This window comes from Sphaerisporangium sp. TRM90804, assembly GCF_029846175.1.
GTDB lineage: Bacteria > Actinomycetota > Actinomycetes > Streptosporangiales > Streptosporangiaceae > Sphaerisporangium.
The window spans coordinates 16,420-40,922 of record NZ_JARWAC010000037.1; the positions used below are offsets into that span (position 1 = coordinate 16,420).

Here is a 24,503-nt window from a genome sequence, read left to right on the forward strand (position 1 = left end):
CCCGCGAGAGTTAGGAAAGCTTCCTAACTTAAGGGCAAGGTACAAGGGCCGTCCGGGGTCGGGTCAAGAGGCGCGACCAAGCTGTGACCAGGCCGAGCCTGGCCGGTGCCGGGCTCTGGGACGCGATCGGCGCCCGGTCCTTCCCGAGGTGCTCCTCGGAGGAGAACGGTTGGGCGACGCGGGAGGGGAAGAAGACCCGTGAACTAATGTGCCCGGAAAGCCGGAACGCCGCCTCGTGAGGCGGCGTACAGCGCGGGCGACGCGCTAGTTGTCTGCTATTCTGGGACCTTGTCGTCACATTTCTCATAAAGGTAAAAGGTCCCGGAGTTTCACATTACTACCAATAATAATGAAGCAGGGCCTACCCGTCAAATCGAGCTCGCCAGGGAGCAGGAATACGTCACCCGGCTCTACGAAAGGCTCGACTTTCTGCGGGGCCGCACGCGGGCGCAGCTCGACGACGTGCTCGCCCAGGGCGGCGGAGGCACCCACCAGAACCGCTCCGAACGCGACACCTTCGCCGTCATGTACGCCGAACGGCTCGCGCAGCTCTGGGCCGTCGAGAGCGGCCTGTGCTTCGGGCGGCTCGACCTGGCCGAGGAGAAGCCGCTCTACATCGGCCGCCTGGGGCTGTCCGACGACGACCAGGCGCGGATGCTCATCGACTGGCGCGCGCCGGTCGCGCAGCCGTTCTACCGCGCCACGCCCCGCACCCCCATGGGCGTCACCCGCAGGCGCCACCTGCAGACCCGGGGGCGCCGCGTCATCGGCGTCGACGACGACCTGCTCGACTTCGACCGCCTGACCGACGCCGACCGCGCCACGCTCAACGGCGAGGCCGCCCTGCTGGCCTCCCTCGGCGAGAAGCGCACCGGGCGCATGCGCGACATCGTCGCCACCATCCAGGCCGAGCAGGACCGCATCATCCGCGCCGACCTCGGCGGCGTCCTGGTCGTCCAGGGCGGCCCGGGCACCGGCAAGACCGTCGTCGCCCTGCACCGCGCGGCCTACCTGCTCTACACCCACCGCGAACGCCTCGCGCGCAGGGGCGTGCTGATCATCGGCCCCAACCTCACCTTCCTGCGCTACATCGAGCAGGTGCTGCCCTCCCTCGGCGAGACCGACGTCCTGCTGTCCACCATCGCCGAGATGTACCCCGGCGTCAGGGCCCGGGCCCGCGAGTCCGCCGAGGCGGCCGCGATCAAGGGGGCCGTCCGCATGGGCGACGTGCTCGCGCGCGCCCTGCAGGAGTGGCAGCGCATGCCCCGTCAGGCCATCGACATCAACCTCGGCCGCTACACCCTCAGGCTCGACCAGGGCACCACCGAGGCCGCGAGAAGCCGGGCCCTGCGCAGCAGGCGCCCGCACAACCAGGCCCGCGCCGTGTTCGTCCGCCACATCCTGAACGTCCTGTCCAAGCAGGCCGCCAAGCAGCTCGGCCGCGGCATGCTCGACGAGGACGACATGGCCGACCTGCGCGAGGACCTTCGCACCGAGCCCGCCGTCAAGAGCGCGCTCAACCGGCTGTGGCCCTACCTCACCCCGCAGCGGCTGCTCACCGGCCTGTTCGCCTCCCACGAGCGCATGGGCCGCGCCGGGCTGTCCGCGGCCGAGAGCCGGGCCCTGTACCGCGAGGCGCCCCGCTCCGGCGCGCCCGCCTGGACCGAGGCCGACGTCCCGCTGCTGGACGAGGCCGCCGAACTGCTCGGCGACATCGACCCGGCCGTGGTGCGCGCCGCCGCGCTGCAGGCCGAGGAGGACCTCGCCGCCGCCCGCCGCGCCGAGGAGGACGAGCGCAGCTCCGAGCTCGCCTACGCCCGCGAGGTGCTGGAGCTCACCGGCATGTCGGAGATCGTGGACGCCGAGCGGTTCGCCGCCCGCCACCGCGACGACGGCCTCGACCTGACCACCGCCGAGCGCGCCGCCGCCGACCGCACCTGGGCCTACGGCCACATCATCGTCGACGAGGCCCAGGAGCTCTCGGCGATGGCCTGGCGGATGCTGATGCGGCGCAGCCCCAACCGTTCGATGACCGTCGTCGGCGACATCGCCCAGACCGGGTCGGCCGCCGGAGCCGCCTCCTGGGCCGAGGTGCTCGACCCCTACGCGCGGGGCCGGTGGCGCGAGGAGTCGCTGACCGTCAACTACCGGACCCCCGTGGAGCTGATGACGGTCGCCGCCGACGTCCTGGCCCTGGTCGGCCCCTCGCTCAAGGCGCCGGAGTCGGTGCGCGAGACCGGCGTGCGGCCGTGGGCGCGCCAGATCTCCGGGCCGCGCGAGATCGGCGGCGTCGTCACCGGGGAGATCGTGCCCGACGGGCGGCTCGTCGTGATCGTGCCCGCCTCCCGCGCCGAGGAGCTCGGCGCGGCGGTCACCTCCACGGTGCCCGGCGCGGTGGCCGGGCCCGGCGCCGGCGCGCTGGAGGCCCCGGTGGCCGTGCTCACCGTCGCCGAGGCCAAGGGCCTGGAGTTCGACGCGGTGATCGTGGCCGAACCGGGAGAGATCCTCGCCGAGTCGCCACGCGGAGCCGGAGACCTTTACGTGGCGCTGACCCGCGCGACCCGCAGGCTTGGTATCGTCCACACCGGCGAACTGCCCGCCGTCCTGTCGCGTTGCGAGCGGGTGCCGGCGGGCTGAACGGCCGCCCAGGCCGTCGCCGAGTGCCGCTTCGGGGCTGCTTGACCGCATTGCGGGCACTCACGTCACCTGTCCTAGCTGCGAAAACTTGGTGTTTCCGCTGATCGGGACACGGTTGACATCTGCCCGGAGGTCGGTAATTTGCTGGACAGTCCAGCACGGGACTGCCGGTTGGCCGTCTTCAGACATCGCCCAGTTCTGCGTCACGACGGAGCGCGACTCCGTCAGCCAAGCCAGTCGCAGGCCGGCGACCCGTCGAGACGGGGCACCCCAGCCGGATGGGGGGTTGGACCCGGGAGGGGCCCGGACACCCAGTAGACAACGGAATTCCGCGCCCGCCGCCGACGGGACGGATCCGGTCCGAAGGGTGCCCCGGGCCCTCTTCCCGCCCGCCCCCCGGCGGGCGGGCGCCGTCCCCCGTCGAGAAGACCAACGTCCCCCCGCGCCGAGAAGACCACCGTGGGGCCGCCGGGAGGGCCCCCGCCCGTGCCTCCGAAGGGTGCCCCGAGTCCTCTTCCCGCCCGCCCCCCGGCGGGCGGGCGCCGTCCCCGCCGAGAAGACCACCGTCCCCCCGCCGGGAGGACCACCGTGGCGCTGCCGGGAGGACCACCGTCCTCCGCCGCGCCGGGAGGGCCACCGTCCCCCCGCGCCGAGAAGACAACCGCGGCGCCACCGGGAGGACCACCGCCCCGCCGCGCCGGGAGGGCCACCGTCCTCGCGCCGAGAAGACCACCGTGGGGGCCGCCGACGGCTCGCCCGGGGCGCCGGAGGGGGCGACCCCGAGCCGCGTAACGTTCATCGGAGGCCGCCGCGCCGGTTCGCCCGCGGGGCGCACGCCAGGCCCGCCTGGCCAGGGCGCTCGCCGCCCGCGGCGTCGCGGGCGGGCATGCCGGGCGGCGGCGCGCTCGCGCGGCGGTTGGAGCCTGCTCCGGCGGGCGGTAGCGTTCTGGGGTCACCGAAGCGCTTCGGTGGCCGCCTCACGCACGCATCCCGTCGAGAAGAGACCCGCCCTGTGGCCCAGCGAACGGTGCAGGACACCCACCGGCCGGCACCGGCCGGCACCGGTGCCCGTTCCCGTCACGCCCTGCCACGCGCGGCCGCCTGCGTCGCCGGCGCGATCCTGCTCTACTTCGCCTTCCCGCCGGCCGGCCTGTGGTTCCTGGCCCCGCCCGGCGTCGCGCTGCTCACCCTGGCGGTGTACCGCCTGCCGGCGCGCCGGGCCGCCTGGCTCGGCTACCTCGGCGGCGCCGCGTTCCTGCTGCCCGCCCTGGCCTGGGTGCGCCCGATCGGCGTGGACGCCTGGCTCGTCCTGGTCGCCGTCGAGAGCCTGTTCTACGCCGCCATGGCCGCCGGGGCCGCCCTGGTCACCCGGCTGCGCGGCTGGCCGGTGTGGGTGGCCGCCCTGTGGGTGCTCCAGGAGTCGGCGCGCGGCGCGTTCCCGCTGGGCGGGTTCCCCTGGGTGCGGGTCGCGTTCAGCCAGGGCGACTCGGCGTTCACGCCCTACGCCGCGCTGGGCGGCGCCCCGCTGGTGACCTTCGCGGCCGCCCTCAGCGGCACGCTTCTGGCCCTGGCCGCCGTCCGCCTGGCGCCCCGCCGCCCGCCGGACGCGCCGTCCCCCCGAGGAGACGCGCCGGTCCCCCCAGGACAGGCCGGCCCCCGGTGGGTCGCGGCGGGCCGGGAAGCCCTGTGGTGGCCGCCGCGCGTCCCGGCCGGGGGCGCCCCGGCCTCCCCGTCGCGCCGGCGGGCGGCGGGGCTCGCCTGCCTGCTGGCCGGCGCCGTCGTGGTGCCGCTGCTCGGCCTCGCCGTGCCCCGCCCGGCCCCGGCCGTCGCCGGCGACCGCATGGTGCGCATCGGGGTCGTCCAGGGCGACGTGCCCGGCGAGGGCCTGGGTTTCCTGGGCGACCAGCCCGCCGTCGTGCTGCGCAACCACGCCGGCAAGACCCACGAGCTCGCCGCCGCCGTGCGCGCCGGCAGGGCCGCCCGGCCCGACCTTGTCGTCTGGCCCGAGAACTCCACCGACATCGACCCCTACCGCAGCGAGTACGCGCGCGGCGTCATCGACGCCGCGGTGCGCGACATCGGGGTGCCCGTGCTGGTCGGCGCCGTGGTGCGCACCCCCGACGGCGAGCACCGCCACACGCGCGCCATCGTGTGGGACCCCGAGGGCGGCCCGGGCGCCTACTACGACAAGCGCAAGCTCGTGCCGTTCGGCGAGTTCGTCCCGTTCAAGGAACTGCTGGAGAAGTTCTTCTCCCGCGTCGACCTGGTGGGCCTGCAGTCGCTGCCCGGCACGCGCGACGGCGCCCTGACGATGGGCCCGGTGACGGTGGGCGCGATCTCCTGCTACGAGGTGGCCTTCGACGGCATTGTGCGCAGCAACGTGGTGGCGGGCGGCACCCCGCTGGTGGTGCAGACCAACAACGCCACCTACGCCCACACCGGCCTGCCGCCACAGCAGCTCGCCATGACCCGCCTGCGGGCGGTCGAGCACGGCCGCGCGGTGGTCGCCGCCGCGACCACCGGCATCTCGGCCTACGTCGACCCCGCCGGCGAGCTGCGCTGGAGCACCGCCGAGGGGGTCGCCGACATGGCGGTCGTGGAGGTTCCCGTCCGCACCGGCCAGACCCTCGCGACCCGGCTGGGGGCGCTGCCGGAGTGGGCGCTGATGCTCATCGGTGCCGGCGCCCTGGCCGTCGCCCTCCTGCGCGGGCGCCGGGCGGCGCCGGCGGCCGTACGTCATGACACCACCGGAGAAGAGGACGGGTGATGGAGCGGTTGCTCGGGCGGGTTCTCGTCATCGTGCCGACGTACAACGAGCGCGAGAACCTGCCGATGATCGCCGGCCGGCTGCGGGCGGCGGTGCCCGAGGCCCACCTGCTGGTGGCCGACGACAACAGCCCCGACGGCACCGGCGCCGTCGCCGACGAGCTGGCCGCGGCCGACGACCACATCCACGTCCTGCACCGCCCGGGCAAGCAGGGCCTGGGCACCGCCTACATCGCCGGCTTCCGCTGGGGCCTGGCCGAGGGCTTCGACGTGCTGGTCGAGATGGACGCCGACGGCTCCCACCGGCCCGAGGAGCTGCCCGCCCTGCTGGAGGCGCTGGGCGCCGGCGCCGACCTGGTCATCGGGTCGCGCTGGGTGCCGGGCGGCAAGCTGGTCAACTGGCCGGTCCAGCGGGAGTTCCTGTCGCGCGGCGCCAACACCTACGCCCGCATCATCCTCGGCGTTCCGGTGCGCGACACCACGGCCGGCTTCCGGGCCTACCGGGCCTCGACCCTGGAGAAGATCGGCCTGGACGACGTCCAGTCGGAGGGGTACTGCTTCCAGGTCGACCTCACCCTGCGCACCGCCCGTCAGGGCCTGCGCGTGGCCGAGGTCCCCATCACCTTCGTCGAGCGCACGGCCGGGGCCAGCAAGATGAACCGCGCCATCGTCGCCGAGGCCCTGTGGCGGGTGACCGTATGGGGCGTGACCGGCCTCCCGCGCCGCCTGCGCACCCGCCTCCGCACCCGCCGCTGACCCGCCCACCGCCAGGCTGGTCGCCCACCGCCAGGCTGGTCGCCCACCGCCAGGCTGGTCGTCCATCGGGCCGCTCCACCATCGGGCCGGCCGCCCCCCAGGCCCCCCGGCCCCCCGGCCCCCCGGGCCGCCCCCCGTCCCCCGGGTCGGCCGTCGCCCGGGCCCCCGGGCCCCCGGGCCGGCCGTCCATCCGGCCTTGTCCGTCCATCCGGCCTTGCCCGTCTACTCGGTGTTGCCCGGGCACCCGGCCGGCCCACCTGATCCAGTGCCGTCCCGCGGGCGCCGGCCCGATCCGGAGGCGCTGGAACCCCGCCGCCCGTCCGGAAGCCGTCCGCCGCCCCCGGCCGTCCCCCGGTGCGCGCCTTCGGTGACCGGTAGGGCGGGGAGGGCGGGAACCCCCGGCGCGGTCCGGGCGTTGTACGTCGCGAGGTGATGGTGAAGCCATGCTGCGTGTGCTGCTCTTTCTGGCGTTCCTGGTCGTGCCCGTCCTGGAGATCTGGCTGCTGATCCAGATCGGTCAGGTGATCGGTGGCTGGCAGACCGTGGGCCTGCTCATACTCGACAGCCTGCTCGGCGCCTGGCTGGTGCGGGCGGAGGGCCGCAGGGCCTGGCGCGCGCTGCGTGAGGCGCTCCAGTCGGGCCGCATGCCCGAGCGCGAGCTGGCCGACGCCGCGATGATCGTCGCGGGCGGCACCCTGCTGCTCACCCCCGGCTTCCTCACCGACGTGCTGGGGTTCTTCCTGATCCTCCCGTTCACCCGGCCGCTCGCCCGGCGCGCCCTCGGCTGGTTCCTCGGCCGCCGCGTCCGCGTCCTGGCCGGCGGAACGCCCTTCGGCGTGATGTTCCCGCCGGGACAGGGCGGCCCCGGCTCTCCCACGGCCAGGTCGCCGTTCGTCCCCGGCCAGGTCATCCACGACGACGGCCCCGCCGCCCGCCGTCCCCGGAACGACGACCCCGCGGCCCCGCCGCCCATCCGTCCCCCCGGCGACGCCTAGGATCCCCGCTTCGGGCGTCGACGGCCGTGGGCGGGAAAGAACCCCGCCGGAACTGCGACCGGGCGCCCAGGAGGGCGCTGGGGCCCGAGGCGGCCCCGGTGATCGTGAGCCGTCCCGCGATGGGGTGCTCATGAGAACCGCTGAGGCTTGAGGCGGTCCCCGCTGCTCGTGATCGATCCCGCGGCGGGGCGCGGCGCCGCTCACCGCGCCCCGCGGGCGCGTCAGTGGTGGTAGGCGTGGACGACCGCGTGCCCCCGGCCCCTGCCGATGATCCACTTGTTGACCGGGGTGGTCACCAGGAAGGCCACCAGCAGCGCGAAGGCCAGGGCCCCCCAGAACAGTCCGCTGGTCAGGCCGGCGTTCATGGCGCCGGGCACGGCGAGCATCACGCCGTTGTCGACGATCTCCATCACCAGGATGGACACGGTGTCGGCGGCCAGCGCCAGCCGCACCGCGCGGCTCCAGCTCACCCCCGCCCTGCGCAGCGGCAGCAGGGTGAGCAGGTAGCCGAAGAAGAAGGCGAGCACGACGGCAAGGGCGATGGACGGCGCGGTCGCCCAGCCGAGGATCGTCGCGATCACCAGGCCGAGGACCTCGCCGATGGCGCATCCGGTGAGGCAGTGCAGGGTGGCCGACGCCGCGATGCCCCAGGTGGCGCCCCCGGCCCGCGCGCCGGCGGCCAGGTGCTCGGCATGGCCCGCGCCGGCGGCGTCCGGTGAGGCGTGGCCGTGGTGCTGCTCGGTCATGATCGACTCTCCATGGTCGTCGGCCGCGAGGCCGGTGGCGACGAGGGGGCCGGCGGGTGAGCGCCCGGGCCGCCCCTTCTGAGGTGAACGCGCTGGACCAGCCGGTCAGCTGAAGCGGCGCAGCCGGAGGCTGTTGCCGACGACGAAGACCGAGGAGAACGCCATGGCGGCCCCGGCGATCATGGGGTTGAGCAGGCCGGCCGCGGCCAGGGGCAGGGCGGCCACGTTGTAGGCGAAGGCCCAGAACAGGTTGCCCTTGATGGTGCGCAGGGTGCGGCGCGCCAGGCGGATGGCGTCGGCCGCCACGCGCAGGTCGCCGCGCACCAGGGTGAGGTCGGAGGCCTCGATGGCGGCGTCGGTGCCGGTGCCCATGGCCAGGCCCAGGTCGGCCTGGGCGAGCGCGGCGGCGTCGTTGACCCCGTCGCCGACCATGGCGACGACCCGGCCCTGCGCCTGCAGGCCCTTGACCACCTCGACCTTGCCTGCGGGAAGCACCCCCGCCACGACCTCCTCGATGCCGACCTCCGCGGCCACCGTGCGCGCCACCGCCTCGTTGTCACCGGTCAGCAGCACCGGGCGCAGCCCCAGCGCGCGCAGCGCGCGCACGGCCTCGGCGGAGGTGGGCTTGACGGTGTCGGCGACCACCAGCACGGCGCGGGCGGCGCCGTCCCAGCCGACCGCCACCGCCGTCCGCCCGCCGGCCTGGGCCGCCGCGAAGGCGCGCTCCAGCTCCGGGGGGAGGTGCTGGGACCACTCGGCCAGCAGCTCGGGCCGCCCGACGAGCACCGCGTGCCCGTCCACGACCCCCTGCACCCCCAGGCCCTCGACGTTGGCGAAGTCCTCCGGGACGGGCAGGGCGCCCACCCGCTCGGCCGCGCCCCGGGCGACCGCCTGGGCGACGGGGTGCTCGGAGGCGTGCTCCAGCCCTCCGGCCAGGCGCAGCACCCGCGCCTCGTCCTCGCCGTCGGCGGCGTGCACCCCCAGCAGGGTCATCCGGCCCTCGGTGACGGTGCCGGTCTTGTCCAGCACCACGGTGTCGATCTCGCGGGTGGCCTCCAGCACCTCCGGGCCTTTGATCAGGATGCCGAGCTGGGCGCCGCGGCCGGTGCCCACCAGCAGTGCGGTGGGCGTGGCCAGGCCGAGGGCGCACGGGCAGGCGATGATGAGCACCGCGACCGCCGCGGTGAACGCGGCCCCCGCGCCGTCGCCGGTGCCCAGCCAGAAGCCGAGCGTGCCCACCGCCAGGGCGATCACGATCGGGACGAACACGCCGGAGACGCGGTCGGCCAGCCGCTGCACCTCGGCCTTGCCGTTCTGGGCGTCCTCGACCAGCTTGGCCATCTGGGCCAGGCGGGTGCCGGCGCCGACCCGGGTGGCGCGCACCACCAGGCGGCCTCCCGCGTTGACCGTGGCGCCGGTCACCGGGTCGCCGGGCCGCACCTCGACGGGCACCGACTCGCCGGTCAGCATGGAGGCGTCCACCGCCGAGCTGCCGTCCTCGACCACCCCGTCGGTGGCGATCTTCTCGCCCGGCCGCACGACGAACCGGTCGCCGACGGCGAGCCGGTCGGCCGGGACGCGGGTCTCCACGCCGTCGCGCAGCACGGCGACGTCCTTGGCGCCCAGCTCCAGCAGGGCACGCAGCGCGGCGCCGGCGCGCCGCTTGGAGCGGGCCTCGAAGTAGCGCCCGGCCAGGATGAACGCCGTCACGCCGGCGGCGGCCTCCAGGTAGATGTTGCCCGAGCCGTCGGTGCGCTCGATGGTGAGCGCGAACGGGTGGGTCATCCCGGGGGTGCCGGCGGTGCCGAAGAAGAGCGCCCACAGCGACCAGCCCAGGGCCGCCAGGGTGCCCAGCGACACCAGGGTGTCCATGGTCGCCGCGCCGTGGCGCAGGTTGGTCCAGGCGGCCCGGTGGAACGGCCACCCGGCGTAGACGACTACCGGGGCGGCCAGGGTGAGCGACAGCCACTGCCAGTTGGTGAACTGCAGCGCCGGGACCATCGCCATCGCGACCACCGGCACCGACAGCACCACCGCCGTGACCAGCCGGTCACGCAGTGCCCGGACCTCGTCGGGGCCGCGCGGCGCCGCGCCCTCGCCGTCCTCGGGCGGGGCGGGGAGCGCCGCGGTGTAGCCGGCCTTCTCCACCTCGGCCACCAGGGCCTGCGGATCGGTGCCCCGGGGGAAGGTGACCCGGGCCTTCTCGGTGGCGTAGTTGACCGTGGCGGTCACGCCGTCGAGCTTGTTGAGCTTGCGCTCGATGCGGTTGGCACAGGACGCGCAGGTCATGCCGCCGATCGAGAGCTCGACCGAGCCTTCGGCGGCGGCCGGGGTCCTGTCATCGGTGACGGGGGACATCGTCTCTCCTCTCACGGGTCATGCCTGGCGTCAGTGGCCGTGGCCGCCGGGCGCGCCGGTGGCGACGGGGCTCGGCCGCGGGCCGGCCGCCGCGCCAGCGGTGGCGGTGAACTCGGCGGTCCGGACGACGCCGTCGTGCTGGAAGTCCAGGAACAGCCGGTGGTCGCCGGGGGCGGGCACCTCGGCCTGGAAGGTGATCTCCGGGCCGGAGGCGGTCGTGCCGTCGCCGGGTTCGCCTTCGGGATGCACGTGCAGGTAGGCCAGGTCGCCGGCCCGCAGGACCACCAGGTGGCCGTAGGCGCCGAGGTAGGGCTGCAGGTCGGTCACGGGCCTGCCGCCCCTGGTCACCTTCAGGGTAAGCCCGCTGGAGCGGCCGGGGAGCAGCTCGCCCTCCAGGGTGACGGTGTAGCCGTCCACGGTGGCGGTGCGGCTCGCGGCGGGCGGGGGCTGCGGGGCGTAGTCGCCGGCCGCGTGCAGGTCGGCGCCCAGCGTAACGCCGGCGCCGCCCTCGGGGGTGAAGTCGGCGAACATGCGGTACGCGCCCGCCCGCGGCACGGTGAGCCGGACCTCCCAGACGCCGCCGGGGGACAGCTCCGGGTGCAGGTGCTGGTAGCCGGACAGGTCGCGGGCGACCACGATGAGGTGCAGCTTCTTGTCGTGCTCCACCCTGTAGCGCGTCACCGGCGCGCCGTCGGGCCCGGTGACGGTGAAGCGGAGGCCGGTGGCCTTTCCCGGGGTCAGGCCCGTGGTGAGCGGGTTCAGCGTGTAGCCGTCCTGCGAGATCTGCAGCCCACCGGGCACCTGCTGGCCGGCGGCCGGCTCGCCGGGGGCGGCGTGGGGTGCCGGCTCGCCGGAGGAGGGGTGCTCGCCGGAGGCGGGGCCACCCACCGCGGAGCCCGCGGCGAGGGTCGCGCCGAAGAGCGCCGCCAGCGCCAGGACGTAGGCGCCGAGCCTCGCGGGAGTGTTCACGGATGCCCCACGACTTCGTACCCGGCCTCGCGGACGGCCGCCGCGACCGCGTCGCCGTCGGCGGGCCCGGCGACGGTCACCCGCCCGGTCGCCAGGTCGACCTCGACCCCGGTGACCCCGTCGACGGCGCCGACCTCCTCGGTGACGGAGCTGACGCAGTGACCGCAGGTCATGCCCTTGACGGTGTAGGTGGTGGTGATCACGTGACCACTCCTGTCTGGTGCGGTGTCTAAGGAAGGCACGGTGACGGGCGGGGCGATGACCTCGAAGAACTCCATGGTCGCGCCTCCCCGGCGGCGTGCCCCGGCCGGGGTCGTCCGCCCGTCCTCGCCTTCCGGGCCCTTGCCGTTGTCATACTACCCTACCCCCCTAGGGTACCTCCAGGCGCGGCGGGGGCGGGGCGCAGGGGGATCGCCGGCGTGACGCCGGGTCTGTTCGTGGAAACCGGAGCCGGGGGAGTGCCGCGTGATCGCGCGAGCCGCCCGGCCGGCGGCGCTCCCGCCCGCGCCGCCGCCACCAGAGCCGGGGCGGGTGTCCCCGCTCGCCCGCCACCGGCCGCCCGTCGTCCCGTGTGTCTCCGAGACCACGCGTTACCGGGAATCCGGACGAGATCCGGTAGCTCGATACTCCCACAAGAGGGGCATATACCTAGAAAAGGGTGCTGTCCTTATCCGGCCAGCTTTCCGCTTTTCCCTGGCAGACCGGCATATACCGACATGGGGTGCTGAAGCAGGTGGCGGGGGATCCCCTTCCGGCTTCTTTCCGTCCAGCGGGGGACGGGGTGGTCTACCGCTGGCGGAAAATCCGTAGGGTCTGAAATAGCGCTCAGGTGATTATGATCCCGGCGAAGGGAACATAAGGCGCGGTTGGCTGCGGCACCGGACTAGGCCGGGCCACCGGACCGGGGGAGTGGACGTGGAGAGGTTGGCGAGGCGCCTGGCGTGGGGCGCCGCGGGCGCGCTGGGGCTCGGGCTGGCGGGCTGGGTCGCGTGGCAGTCGTCGGGCACCGACCTCACGGGCCTGGCCCCGCAGCGGGTCGTGTCGGTCGACCCGGCGACGCGCGACTCCCTGCTGAACGCGGTCGACCAGTACCTGGAGACCGACCCCGAGCGGTCCCGGGGCATGCTCGACGCGCGGCCCTCCATGGAGTCCCAGATGTTCTGCCACGAGGAGCTCGTCGAGGTGCGGCAGAGCGGCCCCGACCGGCTGGTGGGCGTGGTGGCGCACTGCCAGGAGCTGGCGCCCTCCGGCGGCGACCTGGTCGCCGGCACCGGTTACGTCGCCCCGATGCTGCTGACCCTGGAGCCGCGCGGCGGCCGGTTCGCCGTCCGCGAGTTCCGCCAGGCGGGGGACGGCGCCGCGTACACCGACTCGGTGCGGGAGATGTTCTCGGCCGAGGGCGCGCCCCGGGCGTTCGACGTCCTGGCCACCGGGTCGCGCATGGAGGAGCGGATCCGCAGCGCGGCCCGCACCGCCTTCGGGCTGTCCCCGGAGGCCGAGGTCGTCCGCGAGTGACGCCCACTTCCTGATCTACTTTGTAAAGGCGCCGGCTCGGTGCCCTGCCGGCGGACCTCCGGCCGGAGCCGGCCGCGTCGACGCGACCGTGACGTCAGCCGTCGTCCGTGCCCGGGGCGGTGGCGGGCGGCGGGACGTGCGGGACGGCCCCGGGCAGCGCGGCCGCCATGACGCCGTGGACGGCCTGGCCGACGCGTTCGGCGGCCTGGCCGGGGTCGGGCTGCCCGGCGTCCAGCCAGGCGATGACGGCCTCGATGGTGAGCGCGGGGACCAGGCGCGAGGCCCAGTCGAGCCACGGCCCCGGCGGGATGGTCCTGGCGAGGCTGCGATGGGCGATGTCCCGGGAGGCGGCGGTGAGCTCGTCGACCAGGTCGCGGAAGTCGGGCTCGCGGACGGCGTGGCGGAACAGCAGGCGGAAGCCGTCGGGGTCGGCCGCGGCGGCGCGCACCAGGGCCGGGATGGCCCCGTCGTCGAAGTCGTCGGCGCCGGTGGCCTCCGTCAGCCGCACGCAGGCGCGGTCGAGCACGGCGCGGTACATGTCGGCCTTGGAGTCGAAGTGGCGGTAGAGCATGGCGCGGGTCAGGCCGGCCTCGGCGGCCACGTCGTCCAGGCCGGTGGCGGGGTAGCCGGTGCGCGCGAAGGCGCGGGTGGCGGCGTCCAGGAGCTGCTCGCGCCGCTCGGTGCGGCGCAGCCGGCGCACCCGGACCACGCTTTCCGTCGCCGGGGGCTCGGCCTGGCCCAGACCGGTCATGTGCTCATCCTTCCTCTGGTATCCGCCGAAGTCTATAATCCCGTTTATATACATCGAAGTGTACAAATCGGCGAGTACCGAGGAGGATGCCATGACCGCCCCAGTCGAGCTGCCGTTCGAGCAGGCCAATCCGATGGAGCCCGCGCCCGGGCTGCGCCGGCTCCAGGCGCAAGGGCCGATCCACCCCGTCCGCACCGCCGTCGGCGACCCCGCCTGGCTGGTGACCGGCTACGAGCAGGTACGCCGGCTGCTGGACGACAACCGGCTCGGCCGCGCCCACGCCGAGCCCGAGACCGCCTCGCGCACCGGGCTGTCGGCGCTCTTCGGCGGCCCGATGGGCGACTTCGCCACCGAGGAGGTCGACCATCGCCGGATGCGCTCGCTGATGCAGCCGTACTTCACGCCGAAACGCATGCGCGCGCTGAGCGGCCGGGTCGCGGAGATCACCGGCGGCCTGCTGGACGAGCTGGCCGACAAGGGGCCGCCCGCCGACCTGCACCAGGCACTCGCGCTGCCGCTGCCGATCACGGTGATCTGCGAGCTGCTGGGCGTGCCGTACGCCGACCGCGCCCAGTTCCGCGACTGGACGCAGGCCGCCGCCGACGTCACCGACCAGGCCCGCTCCGAGCAGGGGCTGGCCGCCCTGTTCGAGTACGGGCGCGGCCTGGTGGCCGGCAAGCGGAGCAAGGACCCCGCCGACGACGGGGACGACGTGATCACCGGCTACGCGCGGATGGCGGACGTCGACGACGACGAGGCCGCCTTGCTCAGCATGGGGCTGCTGTTCGCCGGGCACGAGACCACGGTGGTCGCGATCGGCCTGGGGACGCTGTGGCTGCTGCACAACCGCGACCAGTGGGAGGCGCTGGTCGCCGACCCCGCCCGGGTCGACACGGCGGTGGAGGAGATCCTGCGCTCGCCGGGCCTGGGTGGCGGCGGCACCGGGGGGATCACCCGGTACGCCCGCGTCGACCTGGAGATCGAGGGGGTGAAGGTGCGCGCCGGAGACCTGGTCGTGCTGGACCTCAACGCGGCCAACCACGACTCCGCCGTCTTCGCCGACCCCGACCGCTTCGACGTCGCCCGCCAGGGCGCCGGGCACCTGAGCTTCGGATACGGCGCGCGCTACTGCATCGGCGCCCCGCTGGCGCGGGTCGAGCTGCAGGTGGTGCTCAAGCAGCTCGTCGGCCGCTTCCCGACGATGCGGCTGGCCGTCCCCGCCGAGAGCCTGAGCATCAACCGGCACGTGCTGGCCGGCGGCCTGACCTCGCTCCCGGTCACCTGGTGATCGCCACCCCCGCCGCGCGAACCGGCGCGGCCGGGCCGTCCCGGAAGTGGCCGCACGGTGTGACCTGAATCACACCCGCGTGGTCATCGCTGCGTCAGCCCGACGTCAGCTCGCGCTCAGACCGGCGTCAGCGGCGGGACGACTCCGGGGCCGTGCCCGTCCGACCCGCCGGGCCGCGCCGCCCGGCCGCCGCGCACGGCCTCTGGCCCCCCGGCGGCATGGTCGGGGAACGCGACGGGCCGCCGCTCCCGGTGGGAGCGGCGGCCCGGCCGGCCTGGAAGGGAGGAGGTCAGCGAACGGGCGCGGCCTCCTCTTCGGCGGCCTGGCGCTCAAGGGCCTCGATGGCCTCCACCGACTCGTTGGCCTTGTCCTTGCGGTACTCGCGGACCGAGTACGCGATGGCGGCGGCCCACACGAGGGCGATGAGGATGTAGGCGGCGGTCTGCACACCGCTGGAGGCGTCGATCCAGTCGCTGCGCAGCAGGGTCCTGATGTTGGTCAGGACGATGAGCCCGCCCACGGCCGAGCCGAGGATGCGCGGCGGGATGTGCCTGACCAGCCACGCGGCGATCGGCGCCGCGATCACGCCGCCGACCAGCAGCACGGCGACCCACGCGAAGTTGATGTTCTCCGAGCCGATGCCGACGAAGAATCCGACGCTGGCGGCGATGGCGACGATGAACTCGCTGGCGTCGATCGAGCCGATCACCTTGCGGGGCGCCAGGCGGCCGCTGGCCAGGATCGCGGGGGTGCCGACCGGGCCCCAGCCGCCGCCGCCGGTGGCGTCGACGAAGCCGCCGACCAGGCCGAGCGGGGCGAGGAACCGCTTGCGCAACGGCTTGCCCAGGTTGCCCTTCGGCAGGCCGTAGGCGGTGAAGCGCACCAGGATGTACAGGCCGAGCGTCAGCAGGATGATCGACATGATCGGGGCCGCGGTCTCGGTGGAGAGACTCGACAGGAAGGTGGCGCCGGCGAAGGCGCCGACACCGCCGGGTATGCCGATCTTGGCGACGACTTTCCAGTCGATGTTCCCGAAGCGCCAGTGAGAGACGCCCGAGGCCAGCGTGGTGCCGATCTCGGCGAGGTGGACGGTGGCGGAGGCGGCGGCGGGGTTGGTGCCGACGGCCAGGAGGAGCGTCGTCGACGTCACTCCATAGGCCATCCCCAGGCTGCCGTCGACGAGCTGGGCGGCGAAGCCGACCAGTCCCAGCAAGATGAGCGCACGCACGGCATCAGCCTTTCCTGTTTTCCCTACTATGTCGAGTGGGAATATGGTTGAACAGGGGCTGGGATCCGTCAAGTCACGTTTCAGCTACCGAGAGCGCCCGAATCGTCCGGGCATGAAAAAAGGCGCTCGCGGGCCACTGTGAGGTGGCCCGCAGGCGCCGTCGGTCGGGTCGGCTCAGGCGCTCTTGCGCCGTTGGGCCCGAAGGATCGCCAGCCGCTCGTTGAGCACCTCTTCGAGATCCTCGATCGTGCGGCGTTCGAGCAACATGTCCCAGTGGGTGCGCGGCGGCTTGGCCTTCTTCTGCTGAGGCTGCTCGGCATCCACCCTCAGCGCTGTCGCGCCGCAGCTGCGGCACTCCCAGGTCGCCGGGATCTCCGCCTCGGCGGCGAGGGGCACGTCGAAGCGATGGCCCTTCGGGCAGGTGTAAGGCACCTCCTGGCGCGGGGCCAGATCGGTGTTGCGGTCGTTCTCGTAGCTGGTGGCTCCGAGCCGGGTACCGCGAAGTGCACGCTCGCCCATGTTCTAATGCCTCCTGAGGGCCCCGTTGAGAGGGGTGGGTCTCCACGGCTTACAACGCTTGATACCGTGGATGGATTCCCACCCTTGGGGTGATCCAATCGCGCTTTTCGCGTCGGTCCCTTCCCGTCACAAAGATGATCTTCGTGACGTTCCGGGCGAAAGGCGCCGCGGCGGCTAGATGTGGCGGGGCACCTCGTTGCCCGCCTCGCGCACGGCGCGGGGCATGTCGATCGTCAGCAGGATCACGAAGCCGATCACGAAGAAGATCACCAGGGACAGGATCGCCGTCCGGTAGCTGTCGGTGACCTGCAGGGCGAGCGTCAGCGTCAGCGAGCCGAGGAACGCCGACCCCTTGTCGCTCACCTCGAACAGGCTGAAGTACTCGGCCTCCTTGCCGGGCGGGATCACCAGCGAGAACAGCGACCGCGACAGCGCCTGCGTGCCGCCGAGCACGATCGCGATCGCGAACGCGATGGCGTAGAACTGAACCTCCGCGCCCTCCTGCAGGAAGTACGCCACGCTCACCACGGCCGTCCAGATCACCAGGCTGACCAGCACGGTGCGCTTTGTGCCGAACCGGAACGCCAGCCGACCGAGAAGCAGGGCGCCGCCGAAGGCCACGAACTGCACCATCAGGATCGCCGTGATCTGCACGCTCTTGCCCAGCCCGAGCTCCTGGTCGGCGTAGACGGCCGAGAAGGAGATCACCGTCTGCACGCCGTCGTTGTACACGAGGTAGCCCAGCAGGAACAGCAGGCTGCGCGGGTAGCGGCGCAGCTCGGCGATGGTGCGGCCGAGCTGGCGGAAGCTGCCGCTCACCGCCCGCCCGGCGGAGGCGTCGTGCGCGGCCCCCGGGCGGTTGCGCAGCCGCAGCATGGGGATCACGGTGAACACGCCCCACCACAGACCGGCCGAGGCCAGGCTGATGCGCACCGCCAGGCCCTCCTCGATGCCGCTGGCCTGGTACAGGAACAGGTTGATCGCCAGCAGGACGAAGCCGCCCAGGTAGCCGAATCCCCAGCCGTGCGAGGAGACCTTGTCGCGCTCTTCGGCGCCGGCGATCTGCGGCAGGAACGAGTGGTAGACGACCATCGCCGCGCCGAAGGCCACGTTGGCGACGATGAACAGCACCCCGCCCAGCACGTACGCCTGGCCGGAGACGAAGTAGAAGCCCAGCGTCGCGATCGCGCCGAGGTAGGCGAAGAAGCCCAGGATCTCCTTCTTGCGGCCGGTGTGGTCGGCCAGGGCGCCGACGATCGGCATGACGATGATCTGCAGGACCACCGAGATCGTCACGATCGCCGAGAAGTAGGCCTTGGCCCGGAAGTCGAACCCGAGGAAGCCGACGAAGCCGTTCTCCCCGCCGGCCGCGTTCTCGGCCAGCGTGGTCAGGTACGGGCCGAGGAAGACCGTGATGACCGTCGTGTAGAAGCCGGAGTTGGCGAAGTCGTACCAGTACCAGCCGCGCTGCTCGCGCCTGCGCGCCTGGGGAGGGTCCTCGGCGACGGTCGGGGTGATCATGGTTCTCCTGGCGATGAGGGGTGCCGCCGCCGGAGGCGGCAGGGGGAGCGGGGGGAGGCCGCCGGGGGTGCCCGGCGCGTGCGGAGGGGGTCCGGTGCGATGGGCTGGGAGTGCTCCTGCGTCATGTCTGATGGTTCGGGGGGCTGGGCCGGCGCGTGCGGTGCCTGTGGGTCAGGCGTGCGCGACGGGACGGCGGGGGTGCCACTGGCCCCGGGCGTCCAGGACGTCGCGCAGCCCGGAGATGTTGTCGGTCATGATGCCGTCCACCCCGAGGTCGAGCAGCGCCTCCATCGTGCGCTGGTCGTCGACCGTCCACACGTGCACCTGCATGCCCAGGGCGTGGGCGGTGCGGACCAGGGCCCGCGTGGTGACCCGCACGCCGCGGAACCCGAGCGGCACCTGGGCGCACGGCACGCCCTCGCGCGCCAGCCCGCCGAGCAGCCGCCCGTACCCCGACCCCATGGCCGCGGCCCGCAGCCGCGCCACGCCGCGCGGCCCGAGGGCCGAGCAGACGGGCCGGCCCATCGCCATGCGCGCCCTGGCCAGCCGCGTGTCGGAGAAGGAGGTCAGGCAGACCCTGTCGTAGGCGTCGGTGCGCCGGATCGCCTCGGCGAGCGGCGCGATCGCCGGCGCCTCCTTGACGTCGATGTTCACCCGCACGTCGGGCCAGGTGCCCAGCAGGTCCTCCAGCAGCGGGATCTCGTCCACGCCCCCGATGCGCGCCTGCCGCACCTGCCGGTAGGGCAGCGCGGCCACCCGCCCGTGCCGGTCGGTCACCCGATCGAGCGTGTGGTCGTGGAACGCGAGCAGCACGCCGTCGGCCGTGGCGTGGGCGTCGGTCTCCAGGTAGGTGTACCCGAGATCGACCGCCCGCGAGAACGCGGCCATGGTGTTCTCGCGACCCTCGGCCGCCCCCCCACGGTGCGCGAAGGCCAACGGACCAGGATGATCGAGAAACGCGAAGCGGTGCTGCACGACCAGGAGTATCCCCTGTCCACCCCCACCCCGTCAGCTCACCCCGACGAACATTTTCCCCCCGAACCCACCCACCCGGCACCCCGCCGACCACCATGCCCGCCGCCCGGCGCGGGTGGGCGCCGCCTTGGCACGGAACCGCCACCGTTCGCCGTACTCGGCCCTGCGCGCCTACAGCGCCGGCGACATCGTTTCCCACCAGGAACACGACTGGCAGGCGCTCCAGAGCACACCGTTCGTCGTTCCCGGCTCCGACGCCACGCGGTGGCGGGAGCGACATGGCGAGCGTGACCGACGCTGCGGGGACGGTGAAAGCCAAGTACTCGCCTGGAAGCGCGGCGGCAAGGGCGGTTCCACCAAGTCGCCGACGCGGAAGAAGAACGACACGTTGCAGGAGCTGATCGATCAGAGCAGGGGCGTGGATCCCTTGCACTCGGTCGGCGGTTCCACCCCTGACGGCTTCACCCGGGACGCCACCCCCGACTTGTGCGGCAGCCTGGCGGCGCGCGCCCGCGACGTGGTGGAGGACCTGGCCGAGGACGTGCAGGCAACTGAGCCGAACCGAACGGCATCTTGCGAAACGCGAATCGACGATCACAATTTGTGCGCAAGCGATGCCCAACGGTCAACAAACGGCGACGATACCCAGTGTGAACCGAAGCCGGATCCGCTGGATCGTCCCGGTCGCCGCGGTCATCCTCGCGCTGGCCGCGTTGGTGGCCGTGGTCGTGCGCGCGCTCGACCTGAGCGCCGAGATCAACGTCGCTGAGGCAGCCTCAGTCACACTCGCTGCACTGACCGCCGGTACCGCAGCGGTAATCTGGTTCCGCCGCAGAGCGACTGCGGCCACCCCACGCCGCGCCGAGGTGGACGCCGCTGCTGAGGTGCTGGCCGGTCTGGTCGCCAAGCAATGGCGCGACGAGCCCCGTGACCGGTTGCTGGACAACCCCGAGCCGATCCCGGTGCGCTGGCAGCTCACCGTCGATAAGTCCGTGATGAGCCCGCCCCGTCTGATCACCAACCAGGCCGAGTTGGTCTTCACCGGTCGCAGCGACGAAATCGCCTCCCTGGCGGCCGATTTTCGTGCTCTGGCCCGGCGGCGGCTGGTCATCACCGGCGGGCCCGGGATGGGCAAGACCACCCTGGCGGTGCAATTGCTGCTGCGTCTGCTGTCCACCCGCCAGGCTGACAGGGCCGGTGCCGTCCCGGGTGAGGTAGTGCCGGTGCCGGTGATGCTGCCGGTCTCCAGCTGGGATACCGGCGCCCACCCTCGGCTGCAGGACTGGCTCACCGTCCGGCTGACCGCCGACTACCCGGGGCTGTCCGCGCCCGAGCTCGGCGCGGGTGCCGCCGCGGCGCTGGTCGACGGCGGCCATATCCTTCCCGTCCTGGATGGCCTGGACGAAATCGGCGCACCGGCCCGCGCCGCGGTGATTCAGGCGGTCAACGCCTCGCTCACCGACCGGGACCAGCTCATCCTCACCAGCCGCACCACCGAGTTCACCTCGGCCATGAGCGATATCGGCCGGCCGGTGACCGCCGCCGCCGTCATCACCCCCAAACTGCTGTCCCCGCAGGCGGCCGCCGACTACCTGACCGCCTGCCTGGCCGCCACCCCCTCACTCGCATGGCAAACGGTCCTGGCCGCAGTAGGAACCCGCACCGCCCCCGGCTTGACCACCCTGGCAACCACCCCGCTGGGCCTGTGGCTGATCCGCACCGTCTATCTCACCGCCGACCCCACCCCGCTTATCGGACCACTCGGATCCGACACCGATACGTTGCGCGCCCACCTGCTCGACCGGCTCATCCCCGCCCTGATCACTGCCCGCCCACCCAGCACCGACCCTGCCGACCACTTCCGGCCCCGCCACCAGCTCAATCCGGACGCCACCCGGCGCTACCTGACCTACCTCGCCCGCACCTTTCCCCCCACCACCACCCGCGACATCGCCTGGTGGCACATCGCCCGCACGACACCTCACATCTGGTCGACGATCGGGCTCATGGGCGGCCTTGCTATGGCACTTGGTATTGGGTTTCTGGGACTGGTGCTTGGGGCGGGGCTCCTGTTCGGGCTCCTGCTCGGGCTCGCGGGCGGGATCATGGCCGGGCTCATGTTCCGGCTCGAGGTGCGCGAATCCTGGGCTGACGAAACACCTGGCTATGCCGACCTCCGGTTACGCGGACGAACGCTTCTGCTCCTCCGCAACAACAAGGTCGGGTTTGTGCTCACGGTTGGAACACCGCTCCTGGTCGTGCTTGTGACCGGCTTCGCGGGCGGGTACACAGGCAGGCTCGCGGGCGTCCTCGCCGAAGGGCTCGCGACGGCGCTCGCGCTTACAATGGCATTCGCGCTGATCGACTGGGCGCAACAACCTACCCTTACATCGATCAGCACGCCCCGCTCCAGTTGGAAGGCCGACAGAGCCCTCACCTTCGTCCGAATGATCACGTTCGGGCTCTTGTGGGGGCTCACATCCGGCCTCTGGCTCGCGTTCATGGCCGGGCCCGACTTCCAGCTCACTGAGCTCACGCTCAGACTCATAGTCGGGCTCGGAAGCGGGCTCCTCGCAGGGCCCGCGTTCGCCCTCGTGGGAGACCATCGTGCATGGCCGATCTACACCATTGCGGTGGCCGTGCTAACCCTCCAGCGCCGGCTTCCCTGGCGGCTCATGGACTTCCTCGACGACGCCCACCGCCTAGGGCTGCTGCGCACCGTGGGGCCGTTCTACCAGTTCCGGCACGCCGCCCTGCACGACTACCTCGCCGCCACCCACACACCCTCCTGGCCAGGCCGGAAAGAGGATGAGCGGTGAAGTCGTCATGAGGTGACCTCGATCAGTGCGTTTTGCCCGGAGGGCTGCGTAAAGTGCCGTGGAGAAGTCTTGCGACGTCGCGGCGAAAGGGCTGTGGCGCGTTCGCAGGGGCACTTGCACACCCACCGGCAGGGCCTCTGCCGTGGGAGATGCACGATCAGGGCGACCACGTAGCCGCTCTTGTCGGACCGCTCCGGCGTTGTTGTCGATTCGCGGCGGGTGTTGCCGGTGGACGCACAGGTCACAGCGGTGCGCCAGGCAGTTCCAGCAGGTGCCTCGCTGGCAGTCGCACCACCGGTGGAACCCGTAGGAGGCCGGGAGAAGCCGTGGGAAGTCAGGCCGCGAGCTCGACTTGTTGATCGTGGCTGTTGAGCCTTGGGTACCAGCGGGCAAAGTCGTTGGCGAGGTCGTTGTTGAGGACGCGGGTGCGGATCTGGAGGAGTAGGTGGGCGCCGCGTGGTGACCAGCGCATCTGTTGCTTCTTGACCATGCGGCGGCTGATGACGTGGTTGACGGTGGCTTCGGCAGTGGCACTAGAGATGGGCTCGCCGCAGCGGTGGCGTTCGCCGTAGTTGGGGATCTCGTCGCGGTTGCCTGCGATGTAGCCGCGGAACTCGCTGATCCGGGAGAAGAACGCGCGCTGCTTGTCGTCGGGCTGGTCGGCGCAGAGGAGTTCGAGGTCGTCGACAAGATCGTTCAGCAGGTCGAGGGCGCGGAAGGTGTTGCCGTGCCACAGGAAGTGCTTGATCCGCTCCAGGGTCTGGTCGGTTCGGTCAGGGCTGGCGGTGAAGGTCTCGAGGTCCTGGTCGTCGCCTGGGGTGGGCAGGGAGCGGATCATCTGGCGGAGCACGGTGAGGCGCATGGTGATGTGGAACCAGTCGAGGTAGTGCTCGGCTTGGGGGTTGAGGTAGCGGGGCAGGTCGCGGATGTCCTCTCCGCCGTCGGTGAGGAAGACGATCTGCTGGTTGTCGGGCAGGCCCTAAGACCGCAGGAACTCATACAGACGTCGTTTGGGTTTGTGATCGTAGGTCTGGACGAAGGCGAAGCATTTGGCGGGGCCGCCGCCGGTGGGGGTGCTCTTTCCGGTGACGGCCTCGAACCAGCCGTCACGGCGGGTGGTCTGGTTGCTGGAGTGGACGTAGCCGCCGTCCAGGGCGACGACCAGGGGCAGGTCCGGGCGGGGCATGGTCTCCAGGTCACGGGGGCAGGTGTCGATGAAGCTGAACCGCTCCTCACCGAGCTCATCTTCCAGCCGGGTCGCGGTGCGCTCGACGCGCTGGCGGACCGCGGTTGGCTGGAGCCGGCGTCCGAGGGGGAAGGTGTCGCTGAGCAGGGTGGCGGCCGCTCCGTAGGAGGTGAGCGCGGCGTACTTGGCCTCCCACAGCAGCAGCTCGGGAGGGGTCCGCTCAGGCAGCAGCGCGGCCACCGGGCTGAACGTCGCGGCATTGCCGTCCTGGTCGGCGGCGCACGGGCAGGATCTGAAGCGGGGGCTGTCCAAGCTCCGAGCGCCGCCGGTGCAGACGGGGTAGGGACGGTTCGGCACCCGGGCGGTGATCTTCTCCACCCGGATGTCGAGGCGCCAGCCGGCGAAGAAGTCGTAGTGGTAGGTGAACCGTTCACCGGCCCGCAGTTCGAACCGCGACAACCGCACTACGAAAGCACCGCAACACCGCAGATTAAGCCAGGCCTAACCGCCCATTCCCACGGTTTCTCCCGGTCTCGAAGTTTCACTACCATGAGGAAACTTGGTCAACAGATCCGTCTGGCCAATATTATGTAGATAATCGTGTCGTTCGAGTGCCTCTTCCAAAGAAATGAAGATAAGCGTAACAGAGACGTGGCTGCAAGGCGCGCTGACGTTAGTTCGGTTCCGGTGTAGCTACGGGCAGGGGTACGGGTTCTGGAGGGCCGAAGTCCACCCGGGCTCAACCACATATCATGTGGAACTGGATGTGGAGGAAGAACTAAGTTGGGGTGGTAGTCTCATTCCGGCGGGCCGCCCTGATCCCTCTGTCGAGGAGTGCGAAAGTGGCGTTCTCATCACCGGGGCCATTGTGGCTTTATATGAGGACAGAGTGGCCGGGTTTCGTGTCGGTGATTCAAGGTTCTTGGTCGAAGTGGATGCAAGCGTTTTGCCCGCATATATAGGGTTGCCGGTCACGCTGACCACCTCGCGACTATTCGTTTCCCCTTACTTCTTATAACGCGCCAATTCGAGTTCGCTTGCGATAGCGGGCACTGCTCCGGTCGGCGAAGATCACCGAACGGTGGGGAACCTGTCCGGCCACTCCTGACAGCGGGCCTCTCTCGGGGATTCCCCCGGCATGGACGACGCCTGTCCCGAGCGTCCGGATATCGACTGGACACCTGAAAGTCGGAGAGTGTGGGCTGCTTACGGGGAGCTTGAGAACCACGTCGTGGTGCAAGGCAGCTCTTTGAGGCATCGAAGTACGTGGTTCCCGTTCTCGTCTTCGCATTAGAGGAGGATCTTTCGCCTCCCTGCCTGGAAAGCCGTGCTCGAGTTGCTCTTTCAGTGCGTGTTCGGCGAGTCTGATCATGAGGAGATCGCAAATGGGGGCCCGATCTGGGGCCTGAGTGCAGAAAGTCGGCTCGCGAAGGGGTATGGACTCTCTACCCAGAGTTGTGCTCGGGTATCTATG

At 72.1% G+C, this 24,503-nt stretch carries 19 protein-coding genes; 8 read left to right on the plus strand and 11 right to left on the minus strand.

What is annotated here, in order from left to right:
- Positions 1–462: 462 nt before the first annotated feature.
- From PYR91_RS34330 to PYR91_RS34345, 4 genes are all read left to right on the plus strand, one after another.
- On the plus strand, positions 463–2,637 hold the full coding sequence (locus PYR91_RS34330; RefSeq protein ID WP_279786821.1) for an AAA family ATPase: 2,175 nt from the start codon (positions 463–465) through the stop codon (positions 2,635–2,637).
- Between the two features lie 1,012 nt (positions 2,638–3,649).
- Positions 3,650–5,404 carry an apolipoprotein N-acyltransferase gene (gene lnt / locus PYR91_RS34335; RefSeq protein ID WP_279786823.1) on the plus strand — a complete coding sequence of 585 codons (1,755 nt, stop codon included), beginning with the start codon at positions 3,650–3,652 and terminating at the stop codon, positions 5,402–5,404.
- A complete protein-coding gene (locus PYR91_RS34340) occupies positions 5,404–6,159 on the plus strand; it encodes a polyprenol monophosphomannose synthase (RefSeq protein WP_279786825.1) in 756 nt (251 codons plus the stop codon). Before lnt ends, PYR91_RS34340 begins: the two co-directional genes overlap by 1 nt.
- A 443-nt stretch (positions 6,160–6,602) precedes the next feature.
- Positions 6,603–7,154 carry an FxsA family protein gene (locus PYR91_RS34345; protein WP_279786827.1) on the plus strand — a complete coding sequence of 184 codons (552 nt, stop codon included), beginning with the start codon at positions 6,603–6,605 and terminating at the stop codon, positions 7,152–7,154.
- Positions 7,155–7,375: 221 nt separating this feature from the next.
- On the opposite strand, the gene PYR91_RS34350 is transcribed toward PYR91_RS34345, so the two are convergent.
- The 4 genes from PYR91_RS34350 to PYR91_RS34365 all read right to left on the minus strand — a co-directional run bounded on the left by PYR91_RS34350 (position 7,376) and on the right by PYR91_RS34365 (position 11,430).
- Complete coding sequence (locus PYR91_RS34350) at positions 7,376–7,900, minus strand: DUF4396 domain-containing protein (RefSeq protein WP_279786829.1); 525 nt, start codon at positions 7,898–7,900, stop codon at positions 7,376–7,378.
- 105 nt (positions 7,901–8,005) lie between these two features.
- Positions 8,006–10,258 carry a heavy metal translocating P-type ATPase gene (locus tag PYR91_RS34355; RefSeq protein WP_279786831.1) on the minus strand — a complete coding sequence of 751 codons (2,253 nt, stop codon included), beginning with the start codon at positions 10,256–10,258 and terminating at the stop codon, positions 8,006–8,008.
- A 30-nt stretch (positions 10,259–10,288) separates the two neighbouring features.
- Positions 10,289–11,227: a hypothetical protein gene (locus PYR91_RS34360; protein ID WP_279786833.1), complete on the minus strand. Its 939-nt coding sequence runs from the start codon at positions 11,225–11,227 to the stop codon at positions 10,289–10,291.
- The gene (locus PYR91_RS34365) at positions 11,224–11,430 is read right to left on the minus strand and encodes a cation transporter (protein ID WP_279786835.1); all 207 of its coding nucleotides are present in this window, start codon (positions 11,428–11,430) and stop codon (positions 11,224–11,226) included. The genes PYR91_RS34360 and PYR91_RS34365 overlap by 4 nt, the downstream gene beginning before the upstream one ends.
- Positions 11,431–12,142: 712 nt before the next feature.
- Here PYR91_RS34365 and PYR91_RS34370 point away from each other — a divergent pair.
- Positions 12,143–12,742, plus strand: coding sequence for a hypothetical protein (locus tag PYR91_RS34370; protein WP_279786837.1), 600 nt, complete (start codon positions 12,143–12,145; stop codon positions 12,740–12,742).
- Between the two features lie 94 nt (positions 12,743–12,836).
- On the opposite strand, the gene PYR91_RS34375 is transcribed toward PYR91_RS34370, so the two are convergent.
- The gene (locus PYR91_RS34375) at positions 12,837–13,493 is read right to left on the minus strand and encodes a TetR/AcrR family transcriptional regulator (protein WP_279786838.1); all 657 of its coding nucleotides are present in this window, start codon (positions 13,491–13,493) and stop codon (positions 12,837–12,839) included.
- Between the two features lie 91 nt (positions 13,494–13,584).
- On the opposite strand from PYR91_RS34375, the gene PYR91_RS34380 reads away from it, so the two are divergent.
- A complete protein-coding gene (locus PYR91_RS34380) occupies positions 13,585–14,781 on the plus strand; it encodes a cytochrome P450 (protein ID WP_279786840.1) in 1,197 nt (398 codons plus the stop codon).
- A gap of 289 nt (positions 14,782–15,070) precedes the next feature.
- Here the strand turns inward: PYR91_RS34380 and PYR91_RS34385 are convergent, their stop codons facing one another.
- The 4 genes from PYR91_RS34385 to PYR91_RS34400 form a co-directional block, all read right to left on the minus strand.
- Positions 15,071–16,009, minus strand: coding sequence for a sulfite exporter TauE/SafE family protein (locus PYR91_RS34385; protein ID WP_279786842.1), 939 nt, complete (start codon positions 16,007–16,009; stop codon positions 15,071–15,073).
- A 174-nt stretch (positions 16,010–16,183) separates the two neighbouring features.
- Positions 16,184–16,528 (minus strand): RNA polymerase-binding protein RbpA, encoded by a 345-nt coding sequence (locus PYR91_RS34390; protein WP_184981820.1) that lies wholly within the window; start codon positions 16,526–16,528, stop codon positions 16,184–16,186.
- Between the two features lie 174 nt (positions 16,529–16,702).
- Positions 16,703–18,049 carry an MFS transporter gene (locus PYR91_RS34395; RefSeq protein WP_279786846.1) on the minus strand — a complete coding sequence of 449 codons (1,347 nt, stop codon included), beginning with the start codon at positions 18,047–18,049 and terminating at the stop codon, positions 16,703–16,705.
- Between the two features lie 171 nt (positions 18,050–18,220).
- The gene (locus PYR91_RS34400) at positions 18,221–19,024 is read right to left on the minus strand and encodes a glycerophosphodiester phosphodiesterase (RefSeq protein ID WP_279786848.1); all 804 of its coding nucleotides are present in this window, start codon (positions 19,022–19,024) and stop codon (positions 18,221–18,223) included.
- Between the two features lie 127 nt (positions 19,025–19,151).
- Here PYR91_RS34400 and PYR91_RS34405 point away from each other — a divergent pair, with 127 nt between their 5' ends.
- On the plus strand, positions 19,152–19,793 hold the full coding sequence (locus PYR91_RS34405; RefSeq protein ID WP_279786850.1) for a hypothetical protein: 642 nt from the start codon (positions 19,152–19,154) through the stop codon (positions 19,791–19,793).
- Positions 19,675–21,843 (plus strand): hypothetical protein, encoded by a 2,169-nt coding sequence (locus PYR91_RS34410; RefSeq protein ID WP_279786852.1) that lies wholly within the window; start codon positions 19,675–19,677, stop codon positions 21,841–21,843. Before PYR91_RS34405 ends, PYR91_RS34410 begins: the two co-directional genes overlap by 119 nt.
- A gap of 334 nt (positions 21,844–22,177) precedes the next feature.
- Here PYR91_RS34410 and PYR91_RS34415 read toward each other — a convergent pair whose 3' ends face one another.
- Together PYR91_RS34415 and PYR91_RS34420 are read right to left on the minus strand one after the other, a co-directional pair.
- Positions 22,178–22,705 carry a hypothetical protein gene (locus tag PYR91_RS34415; protein ID WP_279786855.1) on the minus strand — a complete coding sequence of 176 codons (528 nt, stop codon included), beginning with the start codon at positions 22,703–22,705 and terminating at the stop codon, positions 22,178–22,180.
- A gap of 117 nt (positions 22,706–22,822) precedes the next feature.
- Complete coding sequence (locus PYR91_RS34420; RefSeq protein ID WP_279786857.1) at positions 22,823–23,488, minus strand: hypothetical protein; 666 nt, start codon at positions 23,486–23,488, stop codon at positions 22,823–22,825.
- Positions 23,489–24,503: the final 1,015 nt, after the last annotated feature.

Coding starts and splice junctions, on each gene's coding strand:
- PYR91_RS34415 (WP_279786855.1), bottom strand. CDS start 22,705: ATGCGCCTCACCGTGCTCCGCCAGATGATCCGCTCCCTGCCCACCCCA.
- PYR91_RS34380 (WP_279786840.1), top strand. CDS start 13,585: ATGACCGCCCCAGTCGAGCTGCCGTTCGAGCAGGCCAATCCGATGGAG.
- PYR91_RS34350 (WP_279786829.1), bottom strand. CDS start 7,900: ATGACCGAGCAGCACCACGGCCACGCCTCACCGGACGCCGCCGGCGCG.
- PYR91_RS34340 (WP_279786825.1), top strand. CDS start 5,404: ATGGAGCGGTTGCTCGGGCGGGTTCTCGTCATCGTGCCGACGTACAAC.
- PYR91_RS34395 (WP_279786846.1), bottom strand. CDS start 18,049: ATGATCACCCCGACCGTCGCCGAGGACCCTCCCCAGGCGCGCAGGCGC.
- PYR91_RS34390 (WP_184981820.1), bottom strand. CDS start 16,528: ATGGGCGAGCGTGCACTTCGCGGTACCCGGCTCGGAGCCACCAGCTAC.
- PYR91_RS34375 (WP_279786838.1), bottom strand. CDS start 13,493: ATGACCGGTCTGGGCCAGGCCGAGCCCCCGGCGACGGAAAGCGTGGTC.
- PYR91_RS34355 (WP_279786831.1), bottom strand. CDS start 10,258: ATGTCCCCCGTCACCGATGACAGGACCCCGGCCGCCGCCGAAGGCTCG.
- PYR91_RS34345 (WP_279786827.1), top strand. CDS start 6,603: ATGCTGCGTGTGCTGCTCTTTCTGGCGTTCCTGGTCGTGCCCGTCCTG.